This window comes from Serratia liquefaciens ATCC 27592, assembly GCF_000422085.1.
Taxonomy (GTDB): Bacteria; Pseudomonadota; Gammaproteobacteria; order Enterobacterales; family Enterobacteriaceae; genus Serratia; species Serratia liquefaciens.
In genome coordinates this window covers 4625327-4644195 of record NC_021741.1, presented here as the reverse complement: position 1 = coordinate 4644195, position 18869 = coordinate 4625327, and the positions used below count along the sequence as shown (strand labels likewise).

24 protein-coding genes are annotated in these 18869 nt (G+C 55.7%); 10 read left to right on the top strand and 14 right to left on the bottom strand.

The features are described from left to right. The first annotated feature begins 8 nt into the window (after positions 1-8). From M495_RS21640 to M495_RS21600, 9 genes are all read left to right on the top strand, one after another. Entirely contained in the window at positions 9-374 is a 366-nt protein-coding gene (locus M495_RS21640) for a glycine-rich SFCGS family protein (RefSeq protein WP_012147075.1), read from the top strand. After that, entirely contained in the window at positions 374-670 is a 297-nt protein-coding gene (locus M495_RS21635; protein ID WP_020831890.1) for a DUF4312 family protein, read from the top strand. Before M495_RS21640 ends, M495_RS21635 begins: the two co-directional genes overlap by 1 nt. A gap of 30 nt (positions 671-700) precedes the next feature. Beyond that, positions 701-1477, top strand: a complete 777-nt coding sequence (locus M495_RS21630) for a DUF4311 domain-containing protein (protein WP_012147073.1) — start codon at positions 701-703, stop codon at positions 1475-1477. A gap of 11 nt (positions 1478-1488) precedes the next feature. Then, positions 1489-2139, top strand: coding sequence for a DUF4310 family protein (locus tag M495_RS21625; RefSeq protein ID WP_017894152.1), 651 nt, complete (start codon positions 1489-1491; stop codon positions 2137-2139). A gap of 66 nt (positions 2140-2205) precedes the next feature. Next, the gene (locus M495_RS21620) at positions 2206-3345 is read left to right on the top strand and encodes an amidohydrolase/deacetylase family metallohydrolase (RefSeq protein WP_020831888.1); all 1140 of its coding nucleotides are present in this window, start codon (positions 2206-2208) and stop codon (positions 3343-3345) included. Beyond that, positions 3329-4447, top strand: a complete 1119-nt coding sequence (locus tag M495_RS21615) for a DgaE family pyridoxal phosphate-dependent ammonia lyase (RefSeq protein ID WP_020831886.1) — start codon at positions 3329-3331, stop codon at positions 4445-4447. The genes M495_RS21620 and M495_RS21615 overlap by 17 nt, the downstream gene beginning before the upstream one ends. Continuing rightward, a complete protein-coding gene (dagF, locus tag M495_RS21610; protein ID WP_020831885.1) occupies positions 4444-5184 on the top strand; it encodes a 2-dehydro-3-deoxy-phosphogluconate aldolase in 741 nt (246 codons plus the stop codon). Before M495_RS21615 ends, dagF begins: the two co-directional genes overlap by 4 nt. A gap of 151 nt (positions 5185-5335) precedes the next feature. Further along, positions 5336-6553: a lactonase family protein gene (locus M495_RS21605; protein ID WP_020831883.1), complete on the top strand. Its 1218-nt coding sequence runs from the start codon at positions 5336-5338 to the stop codon at positions 6551-6553. A gap of 51 nt (positions 6554-6604) precedes the next feature. Beyond that, positions 6605-8521 carry a BglG family transcription antiterminator gene (locus tag M495_RS21600; protein WP_020831882.1) on the top strand — a complete coding sequence of 639 codons (1917 nt, stop codon included), beginning with the start codon at positions 6605-6607 and terminating at the stop codon, positions 8519-8521. A 16-nt stretch (positions 8522-8537) separates the two neighbouring features. Here the strand turns inward: M495_RS21600 and M495_RS21595 are convergent, their stop codons facing one another. From M495_RS21595 to M495_RS25910, 14 genes are all read right to left on the bottom strand, one after another. Continuing rightward, a complete protein-coding gene (locus tag M495_RS21595) occupies positions 8538-8960 on the bottom strand; it encodes a helix-turn-helix domain-containing protein (protein ID WP_020831880.1) in 423 nt (140 codons plus the stop codon). Beyond that, positions 8957-9268 (bottom strand): type II toxin-antitoxin system HigB family toxin, encoded by a 312-nt coding sequence (locus M495_RS21590; RefSeq protein ID WP_041415720.1) that lies wholly within the window; start codon positions 9266-9268, stop codon positions 8957-8959. The genes M495_RS21595 and M495_RS21590 overlap by 4 nt, the downstream gene beginning before the upstream one ends. A gap of 319 nt (positions 9269-9587) precedes the next feature. Beyond that, positions 9588-9860 (bottom strand): PTS phosphocarrier protein NPr, encoded by a 273-nt coding sequence (gene npr / locus M495_RS21585; protein WP_020831874.1) that lies wholly within the window; start codon positions 9858-9860, stop codon positions 9588-9590. Continuing rightward, on the bottom strand, positions 9857-10711 hold the full coding sequence (rapZ, locus tag M495_RS21580; protein ID WP_012147065.1) for an RNase adapter RapZ: 855 nt from the start codon (positions 10709-10711) through the stop codon (positions 9857-9859). The genes npr and rapZ overlap by 4 nt, the downstream gene beginning before the upstream one ends. A gap of 131 nt (positions 10712-10842) precedes the next feature. Beyond that, on the bottom strand, positions 10843-11304 hold the full coding sequence (ptsN, locus tag M495_RS21575) for a PTS IIA-like nitrogen regulatory protein PtsN (protein WP_099062098.1): 462 nt from the start codon (positions 11302-11304) through the stop codon (positions 10843-10845). A 158-nt stretch (positions 11305-11462) separates the two neighbouring features. Then, positions 11463-11750, bottom strand: coding sequence for a ribosome hibernation promoting factor (gene hpf, locus M495_RS21570; RefSeq protein WP_004948547.1), 288 nt, complete (start codon positions 11748-11750; stop codon positions 11463-11465). Positions 11751-11773: 23 nt separating this feature from the next. Then, a complete protein-coding gene (rpoN, locus tag M495_RS21565) occupies positions 11774-13207 on the bottom strand; it encodes an RNA polymerase factor sigma-54 (protein WP_020831868.1) in 1434 nt (477 codons plus the stop codon). Positions 13208-13257: 50 nt separating this feature from the next. Continuing rightward, on the bottom strand, positions 13258-13983 hold the full coding sequence (gene lptB / locus M495_RS21560) for an LPS export ABC transporter ATP-binding protein (protein WP_020831867.1): 726 nt from the start codon (positions 13981-13983) through the stop codon (positions 13258-13260). A gap of 6 nt (positions 13984-13989) precedes the next feature. Beyond that, positions 13990-14529 (bottom strand): lipopolysaccharide ABC transporter substrate-binding protein LptA, encoded by a 540-nt coding sequence (gene lptA, locus M495_RS21555; protein WP_020831865.1) that lies wholly within the window; start codon positions 14527-14529, stop codon positions 13990-13992. Continuing rightward, entirely contained in the window at positions 14498-15076 is a 579-nt protein-coding gene (gene lptC, locus M495_RS21550) for an LPS export ABC transporter periplasmic protein LptC (protein ID WP_020831863.1), read from the bottom strand. Before lptC ends, lptA begins: the two co-directional genes overlap by 32 nt. After that, a complete protein-coding gene (gene kdsC / locus M495_RS21545) occupies positions 15073-15627 on the bottom strand; it encodes a 3-deoxy-manno-octulosonate-8-phosphatase KdsC (protein ID WP_020831862.1) in 555 nt (184 codons plus the stop codon). The genes lptC and kdsC overlap by 4 nt, the downstream gene beginning before the upstream one ends. Positions 15628-15644: 17 nt before the next feature. Next, the gene (gene kdsD, locus M495_RS21540) at positions 15645-16631 is read right to left on the bottom strand and encodes an arabinose-5-phosphate isomerase KdsD (protein WP_020831861.1); all 987 of its coding nucleotides are present in this window, start codon (positions 16629-16631) and stop codon (positions 15645-15647) included. Positions 16632-16761: 130 nt separating this feature from the next. After that, positions 16762-17748, bottom strand: a complete 987-nt coding sequence (locus M495_RS21535; protein ID WP_020831860.1) for a calcium/sodium antiporter — start codon at positions 17746-17748, stop codon at positions 16762-16764. Positions 17749-17768: 20 nt separating this feature from the next. Continuing rightward, a complete protein-coding gene (locus M495_RS25910) occupies positions 17769-18053 on the bottom strand; it encodes a hypothetical protein (RefSeq protein WP_153263146.1) in 285 nt (94 codons plus the stop codon). Here M495_RS25910 and mlaF point away from each other — a divergent pair. Next, the gene (gene mlaF, locus M495_RS21530; protein WP_020831858.1) at positions 18052-18867 is read left to right on the top strand and encodes a phospholipid ABC transporter ATP-binding protein MlaF; all 816 of its coding nucleotides are present in this window, start codon (positions 18052-18054) and stop codon (positions 18865-18867) included. The genes M495_RS25910 and mlaF overlap by 2 nt on opposite strands. The last annotated feature ends 2 nt before the right edge of the window (positions 18868-18869 follow it).

The following is an 18869-nucleotide window of genomic DNA, read 5'->3' as shown; positions in this document are numbered from 1 at the left end:
AAAATACCATGGGTCAGATTACCGTAGTGATTGGCGATCGTTTGGGTAAAGGTCAGAAAGTGGGTCAGGGCATTGAAAATGCAGGCGGAAAAGCCATCGTGATCCCCGGTGTGGCGGCCGACATGAAGCTGGGTGACGTGATGAAAGCGGAAGGCGCGCAGCTGGGCATTTCTTTCTGCGGCAGCGGCGGCGCTGGTGCCATTACCGCCCAGACTAAATACGGATACAAAGCCAAATACGGCATGCGTTCCATTGATGAGGGCGTGACGGCAATAAACGAAGGCTGCACCGTATTGGGTTTTGGTTTTATGGATAAAGAAGAGCTGGGTCAAAGACTGGTTGAAGCCTACGTCAAAAAACACGGCAACCCGTAATGAAAGAACAATATACAACGTCGGTAAAGGTGGAGGGTAAGGGCGACAGCAAAGCGAAAGCTTTTGCTTCCGCCTTGGCCAATGTGCAGGGCGCGGTATTAAAATCCACCGGTAATATTCTGCTGCGTATTGAACCGCAGGATGTCAGCGTATTAAAAGCAGAAGAGAAAATAACAAAAGAAAAGTTTCTGTTTTTCTTTCTGCCGCGCGAAAGAAAAAGCTACTTCGTGGCTCTGGAAATAACCGTGAACGTGACAATGATCAATACAGAAAAAGTTGTCTTCGTCGCGAAATAAAAACGTTAGCATAAATCAAAGGGTATACTGATGTTTTTAATCATCTTATTTAAGTCGCTTATTATCGGCGGACTGGTGGGGGTTGGCGTAGGGGCCGGCGCCGCACGTATGTTCCATGCTCCGACGACACAGGGCATGGGGGCTTTCCGCACCTTGGGCGAGTTGAACTCCTGCGAGGGTGACCCGGCTTCCCACTTCTCATTCGGTCTGGGCTTCTTCTTCAACGCCTGGGCGTCTTCCGTAGCAGCAGGGGCCTTCACGCAGGACGTTGACCACCGCATTATTCCACACTGGGGCGCGGCTGCGTTGATGGTCAAAAACCGCAACCTGGCGCAAACGCTGCACGATCCGAAAAAAATGGCTATCGCCTGCGGCATCATCGGCATGCTGGTTGTGGCCTTCCTGAATACCACCGCTTCCGCCGTTCCTGCCGCATTGCAGGTGACGGCGATCAAGGTGCTGGTGCCGGCAGCAAACCTGCTGGTGAATACCGTGATGCCGGTGATCTTCTGGCTGGCGGCGATCGACGCCGGACGCCGTTCCGGCTTCTGGGGCACCATCTTCGGCGGCCTGGCGCAGCTGATTATGGGCAACGCCGTACCGGGGCTGGTGCTGGGCATCCTGATCGGTAAAGGCGTGGAAGAGAGCGGCTGGAACAAAATCACCAAGATCATGATGGCGGTGATCGTGCTGCTGTTCGTGCTGAGCGGGTTCTTCCGCGGCTTCGACATGAAAGTCCTCGAGTCCTTCAGCCTTGGCGTGCCGGGTTGGTTGGACGCCATTCACAACACCCTGAGCGGTAAATAAGGAGCTGGATAATGGAAGAACAAACCCAAAAAGGCTTCTGGTATGCCGACTGGTCATTCCCGATTTTTGTCGGTCTGCTTTCCTCCGGCGTGTTCGCCGGAACGCATATGTACTACCTGTACGGCATCGGCGCGTTTAACGAAGTGGCCTTTGTTTCCATGCTGCGTGCGGGAATGGACACTGGCGTTTACGGTGCCGTGGCGGCCTTCGGGGCCAGCTTCCTGTTTGCGCGCATCATTGAAGGTTCGCTGGTGGGGATCCTGGACATCGGCGGTGCGATCCAGACCGGCGTGGGGCTGGGGGTTCCGGCGCTGCTGCTGGGGGCGGGGATCATTTTCCCGGTCGCTAACTTTGCCGCCTCGCTGGTGACCGGCCTGGTGATTGGCCTGGCGATTGGCTACCTGATCATTTTGGCGCGTAAATTTACCATCAATCAGAGCAACTCCACCTACGGGGCGGACGTGATGATGGGCGCCGGTAACTCCTCGGGGCGTTTCCTGGGGCCGTTGATCATCTTGTCGGCGATGACCGCTTCCATTCCGATCGGTATCGGCTCGCTGCTTGGCGCCTTGCTGTTCTATATCTGGAATAAGCCGATCACCGGTGGGGCGATCCTCGGTGCGATGCTGTTAGGGGCCATTTTCCCGGTAGCTATCGCCTAATCACGAATGTGATTGCTGGGGGCGGTACCGGGTGCCGTCCCCAGGCTGTAAAAGGAGTAATGCGGTATGTATGACTTAGTAATCACAGGCGCCAGACTGGCGGATGATCGGCTGGTGGATCTGGCGGTCAAAGACGGCAAGATTGCCGAAGTGGGGCAATTGGCCGACGACGTCCACGCCCATCGAAGACTGGATCTGGCGGGTAACTGCCGCCTGAGCGCCGGCTGGATCGACTCCCACGTGCACTGCTACCCCTCTTCGCCGATTTACCATGACCAACCGGACTTGGTCGGGACGGCCTGTGGCGTCACCACGGTGGTGGATGCCGGCAGCACCGGCACCGACGACGTGGATGCGTTTTATACGCTGACGCGCAGCAGCAAAACCAACGTTTTCGCCTTCCTGAACATTTCGCGCATCGGCCTGCTGCGTCAGAACGAACTGGCTGATTTGGCAGACATCGACAAACAGAAAGTCAGCCGGGCGATCGACAAACATGCCGGTTTTGTCATCGGCATCAAGGCGCGCATGAGCAGCAGCGTCGTTGGCCAGAACGGCATCCGGCCGCTGGTGCTGGCCAAAGAGATCCAGCAAGAAAATAACCTATTGCCGTTGATGGTTCATATCGGCAATAACCCGCCGGATCTGGATGAAATAGCCGATCTGCTAACCCGTGGCGACATTATCACTCACTGCTACAACGGCAAACCGAATCGCATTCTGACGCCGGCGGGCACGCTGCGTGAGTCTATCCAGCGCGCGCTAAAGCGCGGCGTCCTGCTGGATGTTGGCCACGGCACCGCCAGCTTCAGCTTCGAGGTGGCGCGTCAGGCGATAGCGCTCGGCATTTTGCCGCATACCATCAGTTCCGATATCTACTGCCGCAACCGAATGGCCGGGCCGGTACACAGCCTGGCGACGGTGATGTCCAAATTCTTCAGCGTTGGGTTATCGCTGCCGCAGGTGATTGCCTGCGTTACGGAAAATGCCGCCTCGGCGCTGCACCTGTCCCATAAGGGGCGACTAGAACCGGGCTGCGATGCCGATTTCACACTGTTCGAGCTCCGTCAGGGGCCACAGGTGTTCGCCGATTCAGAAGGACAGTCGGCCGAGGGTCAACAATTGCTGGTTCCGCTGGCCGCCGTGGTGGCCGGGGAAATCCTATTAACCGATGAAGGGAAAGCCGCTCATGTCTTCGATTTATGAAAAATATAATTTAAAACAGGTCATCAACACTTCAGGTCGCATGACTGCACTCGGCGTGTCTACGCCGCGCCAGGACGTCATTGATGCCGTGGATTACGGCATGAACCACTACTTCGAAATCAAGGATCTGGTCGACAAAACCGGCGCTTACATCGCCAATTTGCTGAATGTCGAAAGCGCGGTGGTGGTTTCCTGCGCCTCGGCGGGCATTGCCCAGTCAGTGGCGGCGCTGATCGTCAAAGACAACGCCAACCTGTTGGTGAACCTGCACTCCGCACCTATTACCGTTCCGCGCGAAATCGTGTTGCCGCGCGGTCATAACGTCAACTTTGGTGCGCCGGTCGATACCATGGTGGCGCTGGGGGGCGGTAAGGTGGTTGAAGCCGGTTACGCCAACGAGTGTTCCGCCGAGCAGCTCGAGGCCTGCATTACGCCGCAAACGGCGGCGATCCTCTATATCAAGTCACACCACTGCGTGCAGAAAAGCATTCTTTCCGTTGAGCAGGCGGTGGTGGTGGCGCGCAAACATAACCTGCCGCTGATCGTCGATGCCGCGGCGGAAGAAGATCTGCTGTGCTACTACCAGATGGGAGCCGACCTGGTGGTTTACAGCGGCGCCAAGGCCATCGAAGGCCCGACCAGCGGTCTGGTGATTGGCAAGAAACAGTACGTCGAATGGGTGAAGCTGCAAACCGGCGGTATCGGCCGGGCGATGAAGGTCGGCAAAGAGGGCATCCTCGGCCTGACGCAGGCGATCGAAAGCTACCTGCGGCTGGAGAAAACCACCGGGCAGCAGATGGTGGAAAGAATGACGCCGTTTATCGACAGTCTGAATACCCTGACCGGTATCAGTGCCAAAACCGTCTGGGACAGCGCCGGGCGTGATATCGCACGGGCAGAAATCACGTTCGACGAAGCGGTGCTGGGATGGTCGACCTACGACATTGTGCAGGCGCTGAAAACCGGCGAGATCGCTATCTACTTCCGTGGCTATAAAGCTAACGAAGGCAAGATTGAAGTGGACGTGCGCAGCGTTGATCAGCAACAGCTGATGACCGTTTTCACCTGTATTAAAAATCTGTTCACGGAGAAACAAGCATGAAGCTGCAACCTAACTACTATCGCGATCGCGTGTGCCTCAACGTGTTGGCCGGTTCGAAAGACAACGCGCAGGAGATTTATGCGGCGGCAGAAGGGCATGTGCTGGTAGGGGTGCTTTCCAAGAACTACCCGGACGTCGACAGTGCAGTTGCGGACATGCAGCGTTATGCGCGTCTGATAGAAAATGCGCTGTCGGTAGGCTTGGGCGCAGGCGATCCTAAACAATCGGCGATGGTCAGCCTGATTTCCCAGCGGGTACAGCCGCAGCACGTCAATCAGGTGTTTACCGGCGTGGGCGCGAGCCGTGCGCTGCTGGGGCAGAATGACAGCGTGGTGAACGGTCTGGTGTCGCCAACCGGCCGCGTTGGCTGGGTAAAAATTTCGACGGGGCCGCTGAGCGCTGCCGCGCCGGACGGCATTGTGCCGGTGGAAACCGCCATCGCCTTGTTGAAAGACATGGGCGGTAGCTCAATCAAATATTTCCCGATGGGCGGACTGGCATGCAGAGAGGAGTACGAGTATGTCGCCAAAGCCTGTGCCGATCATGACTTTATGTTGGAACCGACCGGCGGTATCGATCTGGAAAACTTCGAGCCGATCGTCGAGATCGCATTGGCTGCCGGCGTGAAGCGCGTGATCCCGCACATCTATAGCTCAATCATCGACTCCAGCACCGGTAACACCCGCCCACAGGACGTGAAAACCCTGCTGGCGACCACCAAAAAGCTGGTGGGTTAAAGCGCATTATCGGATGACGTAAGGCAGGGAGGCGCAGGCTCTGTATCCCCAGGCGCGGGCACACCGCGCCGCTATCTTTCCCCTCTGGCTTTCAAGTTGCAGCTAACAACGCTGTGGCTTGAAAGATGACGGGTATACCATCAGGATAACTATGCGAAACTGGCAAACATCTTCCACCCTGCGAACTGCAGTCACTCTGGCGCTGCTGGCGATGGCTAGCCCGGCGCTTCATGCTGAGGATGCAATGAAATCTACGTCATCTCATTTTGCTTATATCGGTACTTACAACCCTAACGGCGAAGGCGTTTACCGGGTGCAGGTCGATCCGGTCAGCGGCGCACTGAGCGCCAGAACCCTGGCCAGCAGCCAGTCGAACCCAGCACAGCTTACCGTGGATGCCAAAGGCCAGACGCTGTATGTCGCCAGCGAAGTGGCGGACTTTAACGGGACTCAACATGGCGGCATTATTGCTTACCGTATCAATCCGACGGACGGCAGCCTGACCCAGCTCAATCAGGTTGATGCGCAGGGGGCGGGGCCGGTTTATCTCTTCCTGACGCCAAACGGTCGTCATCTGTTGGTGGCAAACTATGTCAGCGGCACCGTAGCGGCTTTCCCGGTTGAAAGCGACGGCAAGCTGGGCACGGCCAGTTCGGTGCAGCAACAGCAAGGACCGGCAGGGGCCGGCAAGCCTGAGGCGGCGGTGGAGGGCAGCTTTGCCATCAGCGATCACAACGGCCCGCATGCGCATATGATCGCCAGCGATCCGAGCGGCAAGTTTGTGTTCTCCACCGATCTGGGGCTGGATCGTATTTATCAATGGCGCTTTGACGATGCCAGCGGCCAGTTAACGCCGAACGATCCGCCGTGGATCGCGGCATCCTCCGCCGGCGCCGGGCCGCGTCATTTCGTGTTTCATCCGGACGGGAAAACCTTGCTGCTGGTGAACGAAGAGGCTTCCACGCTGACCAGCTACCGTTTTGATGACCAAAAAGGTACTCTGAAACAGTTGCACGTGATCTCTTCGCTGCCAGCCGATTATAAGGGCACCAACTTCGCCGCCGGCCTGGTGCTGAGCGAGGATGGCAAAAATCTGTACGTGGCCAATCGGCTGCATAACAGCATCGCGCAGTTCAGCGTTGGCAGTGGCGGCGAGCTGCATTCGGTGGCGGAAACCTGGACGCGCGGGGATTATCCGCGCTCGTTAACGCTGAGTCCGGACGGGCGCTATCTGTATGCGATGAATCAACGCAGCGATAACGTCACCCGTTTCAGCGTGGATAAGGCCAGTGGAAAACTCAGCTTTGTTGAAGGCTATACGCCGGTCGGTAGTCCCTCGCAAATGGTGTTCTTGCCGCTAGCCAAGTAACTTGTTGCCCGCCGGATCCACCTGGCGGGCACTCTAATTGACGGAAAGAGAATGGTGCGATTTCCCTACCCGCGTTTGGCCTATCTGTTCGATGCTTTGCAGTCTGAAACCTTGCCGCAGGACGAGTTGGCGAAGCGTTTTGCCGTGTCCACCCGAACCGTGCGGGCTGATATCACCGCGCTGAACGATATTTTGGAAAAATATGGTGCGCACTTTGTGCATAGCCGCGGTGCGGGCTATCGCCTGCAGGTGGATGACGCCAGGTTGTTCAGCGCCCTGCAGCATCAGGAGCGTAAAAAACACGCCACGCCACGCAGCGCACAGGAGCGGGTACACTATCTGCTGGTTCGTTTTTTGACCTCAGCCTTTTCTCTGAAGCTGGAAGATTTAGCCGACGAATGGTTTGTCAGCCGCGGCACGCTGCAAAACGACATGGCTGAGGTGAGGGAGCGCCTGGCGCACTATCAGTTGACCATCGAGACCAAGCCGCGCTACGGCATGAAGCTGTTCGGCTCGGAGATGGCGATCCGCGCCTGCCTGACCGACTTGTTATTCCAACTGCATTTGGCCGATGCCGAGAACCCATTGCTTAACAATGAGATCCTGCAGCAACCGCAGGTGGCGACCTTTGCCGGGCTGCTGCATCCGCTGTTGTCTCAATATGCTATTCGTCTGACCGACGAAGGTGAACAGTACCTGATTTTCTACTGTGCGGTGGCATTACGGCGCATTACCGACGGCTATCCGTTACCGGATTTTGACGTTGAGGACGGTGATGACGCTGTGCGTAAGGCTTCTACCTGGCTAGCCGGGGAGTTACGCAAAGCCAGCGGCAAAGAGGTCTCGATGGCGGAGGAGGCTTATCTACGGGTCAACATCGCCGCGCGTCGCGTGCAGGAGGTGCAGCCGACCGAGATCAACGCCGACGATGAAGAAGCGCTGGTGGATTACATCCTGTCGTATATTAATTCGCACTATAACTACAACCTGCAAGGGGACAAGCAGCTGCGGGCCGATCTGCTCACCCACATCAAAACCATGATCACCCGGGTGAAATACCAGATTAATATCCCCAACCCGCTGTTGGCGAACATCAAGCAGCACTACCCGATGGCCTACGACGTGACGCTGGCGGCCGTATCGAGCTGGGGAAAATACACGCCTTATACCCTGAGTGAAAACGAGATCGGCTATTTGGTGCTGCACATTGGCGTTGGTCTGGAGCGGCATTACAACATCGGTTATGAGCGCCATCCGCAGGTGATGTTGGTCTGCGATACCGGCAACTCGACGGTCCGGATGATCCAGGCGCAAATCGCACGCAAATACCCGCAGTTGGTGATGACGCGCATCGTTTCGCTACGCGATTACGAGGTGCTCAATCATATCGACGAAGACTTTGTCATTTCCAACGCGCGGGTCAGTGAAAAGAACAAACCGGTGGTGGTGATGTCACCGTTCCCGACCGAATACCAGCTAGAACAGTTGGGTAAGCTGGTGCTGGTGGATCGCACCAAGCCCTATATGCTGGAGAAGTTTTTCGACGCCGACCATTTTATGGTGGTGAACGAGCCGCTGACTCAGGCGCAATTGTTCCAGAAAGTGTGCAGCCAACTTGAGCGCGAAGGCTACGTGGGTGATGACTTTTATCCGTCGGTCGTAGAGCGCGAGGCGATTGTTTCCACGCTGCTGGGCGAGGGGATCGCACTGCCGCACTCGCTGGGCCTGTTGGCGAAAAAAACCGTGGTGGTGACGTTGCTGGCGCCGCAGGGTGTGGTCTGGGGAGAGGGCGAAATCGCCCACGTGATCTTCCTGTTGGCGATCAGCAAAAGCGATTACGAAGAAGCGATGGCTATTTATGAGCTGTTTGTCACCTTTGTACGCGAGCGGTCAATGAGCCGCCTGTTGGGCAGCAACAACTTCGATAGCTTCAAGGCGGTGGCGCTGGACTGTTTGAGCCGGATCTAGGACTGGAGGGCCCTCTCTAACGGGCTTCAGGCAAGAACAAGGCCGGCGGCAGGTTGAAACGTTTTGCCAGCGCCATGATATGGGGTATGGTCAGCGATCGCTTTCCGCTTAGAATTTGGCTCACCAGTGACTTTTTGCCGATCTCGTTTTCGAAGTCGCTTTGACTGAGGCCATATTGCTCCATCAGCACGCTCAGCGCGGCTACACCTTGTGGTAGCTGTGCGATACGCTGATTGAACTCTGCAAAATCAGGGCTGTTATCTTCATACTCGACGATCTTGGCTGCCAGAACGTCAATCAGCGGGTGGCGCTCGTCGGTTTCAAGCAGGTGTTCCACTAACGCCAGAGCATCACGGTAATCCTGTGGCGAGGTGCTGCCACCTAACAAGGGTATGGCGCGTAACAGCTCATGGGTGGCCTTAAGCGCATCGGTGATCATTTTGGGTTCCTCCGGTACTGCTGCAGTAATCTGTCGTACTCTGCATGAGTCACTATCTGTTTAACAAATATTTTCTGGGTATCAAAACTGGCAAAGAATAAGATCCTTAGATGATTTCCTCCGACATCAATGACCCACCATTTTGCTTTGTACTTCATTCTGTCCAGGCTGGGGAAAAGGGATTTTAAATCTTCCGGCGTATGAAATGTCCCTCGGCGCAGCGTTTTGTAGATTGTGTTGAGAGAGGCTGCTTCGTTGGGGTAGCGGATAGCGGCCTCGTTGAACGGTTCCCTTGAAATTATATGCATCTCTCCCTCATCCATGCCCTGTCATCATTGTAGCGGCTGAATCGCTAGTTCACAAATTGTAAACTTCCTTTTTGTCTCTGCGGCGGGCGGCGGCGTAACTTGTCGGTAGGGTTTAGTATTTTGCTGTTGAGAAACCACTATAGATTTATTATTAAATAATAAAATCATGTGATTATGCTTATTACAATCGTTGGGATCGGGTTTGCAGAGAGGCAAGATGTTTCTATTTGGCATGCATCGGGAATTGGGGATGTCTCACAAATACTGAACGCGCCTTGATGGGCGCGTTCTTGATATTGGCTTCTTCGCTGCGGGGAAGCTAGTCTTCGTCAAAACCGGAATTAATCAGTTCAATCACCGCGGCCAGCGCTTTAACCTCATCCGGCCCGGTGGCTTCCACCTCGATATGGCGCCCCTGCGCAGAGTCCAGCATCAGCAGCGCAATCACGCTGCTGGCCTCAGCCTCGGTGCCGCTGTCGTTACGCAGCATCACTTCGGCGTCAAAACTCTGCACCAGCTCGAACAGCTTCATCGCCGGACGGGCGTGCATGCCCAGTTTATTTTTGATTTCAACCGTTTGCTTGACCGTCATTGTTTGCGTTTTTCCAGCGTGCGGTGGCGTGACTGCACGTTCTTGCCGCGAGAGCGGAAGTAATCGGCCAACTGTTCCGCTACGTAGACTGAACGGTGTTTACCGCCGGTACAGCCAATGGCCACCGTCAGATAGCTGCGGTTGTTGGTTTCCAGCATTGGCAACCACTGTTCCAGATAGCTGCGGGTCTGGTAGATAAAGTTGTGCACCTCAGTGTGGCGATCGAGGAATGAGGCGACGGGTTTATCCAGGCCGGTCATCGGGCGAAGTTTAGGATCCCAGTGTGGGTTCGGCAGGAAACGTACGTCGAACACGTAATCGGCGTCGATCGGGATACCGTGCTTAAAGCCGAAGGATTCAAACACCATGGTCAGCTCGCGCTCGCGTTTGCCCAGTAAACGGGTACGCAGCATTTCGGCCAGTTCATGCACCGACATTTCCGAGGTGTCGATGATCAGATCGGCTCGTGAACGCAGTGGTTCCAGCAGATCGCTTTCTTCATCGATGGCGCTTTCCAGCGACAGATTCTTGCTGGACAGCGGGTGTAAGCGACGAGTATCACTGTAACGACGAATCAGTGTGTTACGGTCGGCATCAAGGAACAGCAACTGCGGCGAAAAGCTGTCCGGCAGTTGGGTCATCGCATATTCAAACACTTCCGGCGATTCCGGCATGTTACGCACGTCGATGCTTACCGCCGCGGAGCTGTTGCGTTCCGCCAGCGTATTGGCAAGCTGCGGCAGCAGTACCACGGGCAGGTTATCAACGCAGTAAAAACCCATGTCTTCCAGCGCCCGCAAGGCGACGGATTTCCCTGAACCGGAACGGCCGCTGACAATCATCAGCACCATGTGGCAACTCCCCCTGGCATCTCAGTGGCGTTTATCGCCACCGTTAGAAACTTTATTATTCCGGCCTGAACCGGAATCCATCATGGCTAAACAGTATCGTTATCCGGGCTGGAAGTCACGCCAGCCGGGCGTTACTCGGTGATGATTTGGTAAAGCTCTTCGTCACTTTGCGCCGCGCGCAGGCGGCGGCATACTGTTTTGTCGGCCAGACGCTTGGCGACCAGAGACAGGGTATGCAGATGGGTTTTACATTGGTCGGCCGGCACCAGCAGGGCGAACAGCAGATCGACCGGCTGGTTATCAATGGCGTCGAAGGCGATAGGTTGGTCGAGACGAATAAACACGCCAACGGCCCGCAGTGTGTCCTCTTCCAGTTTGCCATGGGGGATGGCGATACCGTTGCCGATACCGGTGCTGCCCATGCGCTCGCGGGTGAGAACCGCGTCAAACACCACCTGTGGTGACAGATTGAGCTGTTTGGCGGCCAGTTCGCTGATAATTTCCAAAGCCCGTTTCTTGCTGGTGCAATGTACGGAGCTTCTGGTGCACTCGATATTTAATACCGAGCTTAACTGCATTGTTTCGTTGTTCATCTCATCTTCACTTAAAACCACACCAGCAAGCAGGCTTGTGAGGTGATTTTTCGCCTTGTTTAACCCTGATGGCTTATCGGCGCGTACCCAAACAGGTAACGCGCCGATGGCCGAGGCTACGTTTGAGCCGTACCCGCTGACGGAAACGGCCCAGAATGTCAGTGTTGTTTCAGTTTGTCTTTATGTTTGTTCAATTGACGCGCCAGTTTGTCGATCAGGGTATCAATTGCCGCATACATGTTCTCGTCTTCCGAGGTGGCGTGCAACTCGCCTCCATTCACGTGCACCGTCGCTTCCGCAATCTGCTGCACTTTTTCCACACTAAGCACGACATACACCTGATTTATGCGGTCAAAATACTGTTCGAGTTTGGCGAACTTGGTGTTCACGAACTCACGCAAAGGTTCGGTGATTTCGATGTGGTGTCCGGTAATGTTGAGCTGCATAGTGTCTTCCTTCTCAATAGAGGTCAAACCAACTGTTTACGCTGGTTGGACGGCGGGATGGACAAAGACTCTCGGTACTTGGCGACGGTACGCCGCGCCACGATGATCCCCTGATCGGAGAGCAGGGTAGCCAGCTTGCTGTCGCTGAGCGGTTTGGCGGGGTTTTCCGCCGCAATCAATTTCTTCACCACCGCCCGGATCGCCGTAGAGGAAGCTTCGCCCCCGCTGTCGGTATTCACGTGGCTTGAGAAGAAATATTTCAATTCGAAAATGCCGCGCGGACTGTGCAAAAACTTCTGCGTGGTCACGCGTGAGATTGTCGATTCATGCATCTCCACGGCCTGAGCGATATCCGCCAGCACCATGGGCTTCATAAATTCCGCGCCTTGCTCAAAGAACGCCTGCTGCTGCTCGACGATGCAGCGCGAAACTTTCAGCAGGGTGTCGTTGCGGCTTTCCAGGCTCTTGATCAGCCATTTCGCTTCCTGCAAATTGCTGCGGATGTACTGACCGTCGCTGTCGTTACGCGCGCTATTGCCCAGCGCAGCATACTGCTGATTGATCTTCAGCCTTGGGATGCTGTCGCTGTTGAGCTCGACCGTCCACACATCCTGCACTTTGCGGACCAGCACGTCCGGGATCACGTACTCAGATTCGCCGGTGTTGATCGACTGGCCTGGACGCGGATCGAGTGACTGGATCAGCAACATCGCTTCTTTCAGTGTATCTTCTTTTGAGCGCGTTGTTCGCATCAGGCTGCGAAAGTCGTGGTTAGCCAGCAAGTCCAGATGTTCGCTGATGATCAGGCGCGCTTCCGCCAGGTAAGGCGTGTCTTGGGCGTATTGGGAGAGCTGAACCAGCAGACAATCGCGTAGGTCGCGCGCCGCGACGCCAACCGGATCAAACCGCTGTACGCGTTTCAATACCGCCTCGACTTCGTCCATTGTCACATTCTCGTCACCCATGCTCTCCAGAATGTCTTCCAGCGGCACGGTGAGATAGCCGGTGTCATCGACGGCGTCGACGATCGAGGTGGCAATGGCAGCATCGGTATCGGAAAACGGCGTCAGATCCACCTGCCACATCAGGTAATCCTGCAGGGTTTGGGTGGTTTCACCCTGATACACCGGCAGTTCGTCGTCACTGTAATCGGTGCGAGTTCCTGACGGAGTTCCGGCGGTATAGATCTCGTCCCAGGTGGCGTCCAGCGGCAGCTCTTCGGGCATGTCCTTTTGTTCCAGCGCCTCCCGGGTATCCAAACCTTCGGTTTCGGTCGTCTCTTTCGCGTCGATTTCTTCGTGCAGATCGGTCTGTTCAAGCAGTGGATTGCTCTCTAACGCCAGCTGTATCTCCTGCTGGAGCTCAAGCGTGGACAACTGCAGCAGGCGTATGGCCTGCTGGAGCTGGGGGGTCATGGCCAGTTGTTGGCTAAACCTGAGTTGCAAACCTTGCTTCATATTCTTCAGTCTACTTCCGTTAACAGTCGCCCATCAGGACGCGCCGGTACTCAGAGGCGGAATTCTTCGCCCAGATAAACGCGTTTTACCTGCTCATCGGCCAGAATAGCATCCGGCGTACCGTGAGCAATCAGTTTGCCCTGGCTGACGATATAGGCGCGTTCACACACGTCCAGCGTTTCGCGCACGTTGTGGTCGGTGATCAGCACGCCCAGGCCGCTGTCACGCAAGTGCTCGATAATTTTTTTAATGTCGATAACGGAAATCGGGTCAACCCCAGCGAAGGGTTCATCCAGCAGGATGAATTTCGGGTTAGCCGCCAGCGCACGGGCGATCTCCACGCGGCGACGTTCGCCACCGGACAGCGCCTGGCCCAGATTGTCGCGCAGATGGGAGATATGGAACTCTTCCATCAGCTCCACCGCACGGTCCGCCCGCTGTTCGCTGCTGAGATCGTCACGGATCTCCAGCACCGCCATCAGGTTGTCGTAAACGCTCAGGCGGCGGAAGATCGAGGCTTCCTGCGGCAGATAGCCGATGCCACGACGCGCACGGGCGTGCAGCGGCAGCAGGCTGATGTCTTCTTCGTCAATCACGATACGTCCGGCGTCACGCTGAACGATACCGACCACCATGTAGAACGTGGTGGTCTTGCCGGCGCCGTTTGGCCCCAGCAGGCCGACGATCTCGCCGGATTTCACTTTCAGGCTGACGTCTTCAACGACTTTGCGGCCCTTGTAGGCTTTCGCCAGGTTTTCTGCGATGAGTGTAGCCATAAGTGATTAGTTACTCTTGTTTTGCCCGTTTTTGTCTTGCAACTGCGACGGTACCAGAACCGTAGTCACGCGCTTGCCTTTATCGCTAAACGCCTGCATTTGCTGCTGTTGCACCAGGTAGGTGATGCGATCGCCCTTGACGTTGCTGTCGAGCTGTTCCAGGTAGGCGTTCCCGGTCAGGGTCACCAACTGAGACGCCACATCGTAACGCACCTTCTGAGCGTGGCCTTTCACCGGCTTGCCGCTGTCTTGCATCTGATAGAAGGTTACCGGGTTGCCGAAAGCTTCAATATAGGTTTTGTTCTGATCGCCGCCCGGGCGGGTGACCACGACTTTGTCCGCTTTGATATCGATGGTGCCTTGCTTGATCACCACGTTATCGGTAAAGGTGCTGACGTTGCTCTGCATGTCCAGAGACTGTTTCAGCGAGTCGATGCTCACCGGCTGATTGGAGTCGGACTTCAGCGCCCATGCGGGGGCGCTGGCGGCCAAAATCAAGCTGCCGATTAACAGATTACGGCTTGGTTTGTTGGTTTTGAATTTCATAGTTGGTCTTAACCTTATCAATCAGCTCAGCGGTCTTGGCCCGCAGGTTCCCACGCATTTTCATGCCGTTAGAGGTGAAGTTCGTCCCGTAAAGTGTCACTTCGTCATCCGAAGACACATCCTGGGTCACCAGGTTCACCTGAGCATTGTCTGTTTTAATTTTTTCCAGCTGCGACGTGGTGGTCAGGCTGTTCACCTCGACGTGGCCGTAAAGATACAGCATCCGGTCTTTAGTCAGTTTGGCGCGGTCGGCGCGAACTGACCAGGTGGCCACCGCGTTTTCATCAAACAGCGTCATCACCGGCTGGGTGAACCAGCTTAATTCATCGGCGGTGTAGTATTTTACGTCTTCGGCCACCAGCTTGTAACTCAGCTTGCCGGTCGGATTGTACACTATGGTGACCGTGTGCTGGCTCTGATAAGTCGGGTCCTGGCTGTTCACCGGCCCCGGCGTAGTATCATCACTGAAATCCGTCATGTTCCAGCCAATCAGCGCCAAGGCGATCACCGCCAGCAACAGGGTGATCCAAAGTTTGGTTTTACTCATATCGATAGCCCTTTGGCGTCTTCCAGCTTGTTTTGAGCCAAAAGAATAATGTCGCACAGCTCGCGTACCGCACCGCGGCCGCCGGCAATGCGGGTAACATAGTGGGCTCGTGGCAACAGAAGCGGGTGCGCATCTGCGACCGCGACCGCCAGGCCAACCTGCGCCATGACCGGCCAGTCGATCAGATCATCGCCGATATAGGCGACCTGATCTGCCGTCAGCGACAGTGTATCCAACAGTTCGCGGAAGGCCAAAAGCTTATCGGATTGCCCCTGATAAAGGTGGGTGATACCGAGTGTTTTAGCCCGGTCTTCCAACAGTTTGGCGGAGCGACCAGTGATGATAGCTACTTCGATATCCGAAGTTTTCAGGCAACGGATGCCGTAGCCGTCACGCACGTTGAACGCTTTTAATTCTTCGCCATTGTTGCCCATGAAAATCAGGCCGTCTGACAGTACGCCATCAACATCACAAATCAGCAGGCGGATTTTGCCGGCACGCGCCATGACGTCTTGCTCTACAGGCCCGTAGCAGGTTTCAACCAGACTCATTGAGTTCTCTTCCATAGTTAAACGACGCCGGCGCGCAGCATGTCATGCATATGTACCACACCCAGCAATTGGTCGCCATCGGCAACCAGCAGCGCGGTGATATGGCGTTGCTGCATCAGATTCAGCGCGTCCACCGCCAGCAGGTTCGGGCGAACCCGTACACCGCCGAGCGTCATGACATCGACGATCCGCGCCTCGTTGAGATTAATGCCCATATCGAATATCCGGCGCAGGTCACCGTCGGTAAAGATACCGGCGATTTTCATCAAATCGTCGCAGATGACCGTCATACCCAGGTTCTTTCGGGTGATCTCCAGCAGCGCATCGCGCAGAGATGCATCGGCGCTGACGTGAGGAATTTCGTCACCGCTGTGCATGATGTCGCAGACACGCAGCAGCAGGCGGCGACCCAGAGCGCCCCCCGGGTGTGATAACGCAAAATCTTCCGGCGTGAAACCGCGCGCCTTTAACAGTGCGACGGCCAACGCATCCCCCATCACCAGCGTAGCGGTGGTACTGGTGGTCGGTGCCAGACCGAGTGGGCAGGCCTCCTGTGGCACCTTGATGCACAGATGAATATCCGCCGCTTTGCCCATCGAACTTTCCGGGTTGTTGGTCATGCAGATCAACGGGATTTGCTGACGCTTCAGCACCGGGATCAGCGCCTGTATTTCGTTGGACTCACCTGAGTTGGAGATGGCGAGCACGATATCCTGAGTTGTCACCATGCCGAGGTCGCCATGGCTGGCCTCTGCAGGATGAACAAAGAACGAAGGCGTTCCGGTACTGGCGAAGGTGGCGGCAATTTTGCAGCCGATGTGCCCGGATTTACCCATACCCATCACCACCACTTTGCCACTGCACTCGGCAATCAACTCGCAGGCACGGGTAAAGTCTGCATTAATGTATTGATCGAGTTGGGCCAGCCCGTCACGCTCAATCTGCAGCACTTCTTTGCCTGCCTGCTGAAAATCAAAGCCTGGTTGCAACTGAATGTTCGACATACTCATTCCCGTCGGTTATACCCTTCATCCTTCAGGATACTGGGCGTTGGCTGCTTTCGTTTGGTCTGGTCACTTAGCGGACTAAGCTCGCAGGGATGCATTCTTTTGCCGCTGTCCTGCCTCCCGAAGGCTATTGGGTATAGCTAAATGAATCGAAAGGGTTAAAAAACAGCACCGCAAGATACGCAATAAAACCACATAATAACAGAGCGCCGGCAAGATGGCCGATGCGATGTTTCCGCCCGATGCACAGGGCGCTGAGCACAATGCTGACCGCCAGCATCACCCAGTAATCGCGATGGAAGGCGGCGCCATCGACGGTACCTGGGGACAGCAGGGCGGGCACGCCCAGCACGATCACCGTGTTGAAAATGTTGGAGCCGATGATATTGCCAATCGCCATATCATCTTCGCCCTTGAGTGCCCCGGCGATGGATGTAGCCAACTCTGGCAAGCTGGTGCCGATGGCGATGACGGTCAGGCCGACCACCAACTCACTCATACCGAAATAGTGCGCGATGACCGTGGCGTTATCGACCACCATTTTGGAAGACAGCGGCAGAATGATAAACGCCAGCACCAGCCACAGTATCGCCACGGTGTTGCTGCTGTCCTGCGGCAGTTCGGCGATTTGCTCCACGGTCAGGCTGTCGCTGCCTTCGCGCTGCGCCAACCGGGCAATTTTCAACATCAACAGAATAAATACCGCGGCGGCGGCCAACAGCAGCACGCCATCCAGACGGCTCAGCGTGCCGTCCATCAGCACGAAACCGCACAATACTGTGACCGCCAACATCAGCGGCAGTTCGCGCCGCAACACTTCGGATCGCGCCGCCAGCGGGTGTATCAGCGCGGCAACGCCGAGGATCAGTAAAATATTCGTGATGTTGGAACCTAATACGTTCCCCACGGCCATATCGATTTGCCCGTTCAGTGCCGCAGTGGTCGACACGAACAGCTCCGGCAGTGAAGTGCCTATGCCGACGATGGTCATACCGATAATCAGCGGTGGCACACCGAGTGAACGCGAAATTACCGCAGCACCGTAAACTAAGCGGTCTGCCCCATATACCAGTAAAAATAAACCAACGATTAATAAAGCTATCGCGAGAAACATGCAGGGTCCTTTGTTGGGTATCATCCCGGTTCGTTGGTTAAAAGCCGTAATTCGGCTATCTTGCTTTGCCCTCCGTTGCGCAGGTTAAAGCCGCAGCAACGGGTTTTCCCGGCTAATATATGAACACTTTCGTTTTTTTTCGTTATGGCGCCAATTTTGACCGGGTGACGCGTAAAAGTAAAACCTATGGCACCATTGGTAGCGAAATGGCGGTAAGTTTTTGTAAAGATGAGACGCATTGCGCCCGTTGCTTTAACATCGTGGGTAGATTTGGCAAAAATGACCCGTGAAGGATCAATTAACATGCACCAGAAGGCAGAGAATCTGGTCGAAGTTCGCGACATGACGTTCACGCGCGGCGATCGACTGATATTCGAAGATATCAACCTGACGGTTCCCCGTGGCAAGGTCACGGCGATCATGGGGCCGTCCGGCATTGGCAAAACGACGCTGCTGCGTTTGATTGGCGGTCAGCTGGCACCGGACAGCGGTGAAATCTGGTTTGATGGCGATAACATTCCCGCGTTGTCTCGCCATCAACTGTATGAAGCGCGCAAGAAAATGAGCATGCTGTTTCAGTCTGGTGCGCTGTTCACCGATCTGACGGTGTTCGAAAACGTGGCGTACCCGCTGCGCGAACATAGCCGTTTGCCGGAGCCCATTCTGCGCAGCACGGTGATGATGAAGCTGGAAGCGGTTGGACTGCGTGGCGCAGCCGATCTGATGCCCAATGAATTGTCCGGCGGTATGGCGCGCCGTGCCGCACTGGCGCGAGCGATTGCGCTCGATCCGGAGATGATCATGTTCGACGAACCTTTCGTCGGCCAAGATCCCATCACCATGGGCGTGCTGGTGAAGTTGATCGATGAGCTGAATCACGCACTGGGCATTACCTGCATCGTGGTTTCGCACGACGTGCCGGAAGTGCTGAGCATCGCCGACTACGCTTACATTGTGGCCGATCATCGGGTGATAGCCGAAGGTACGGCGCAGCAATTACAGAACAATCCTGATGCACGCGTGCGCCAGTTCCTGGATGGTATTGCCGATGGGCCGGTACCCTTCCGTTATCCGGCCGGTGATTATCAGGCCGAGCTGTTAGGTTTAGGGAGTAAATAAGC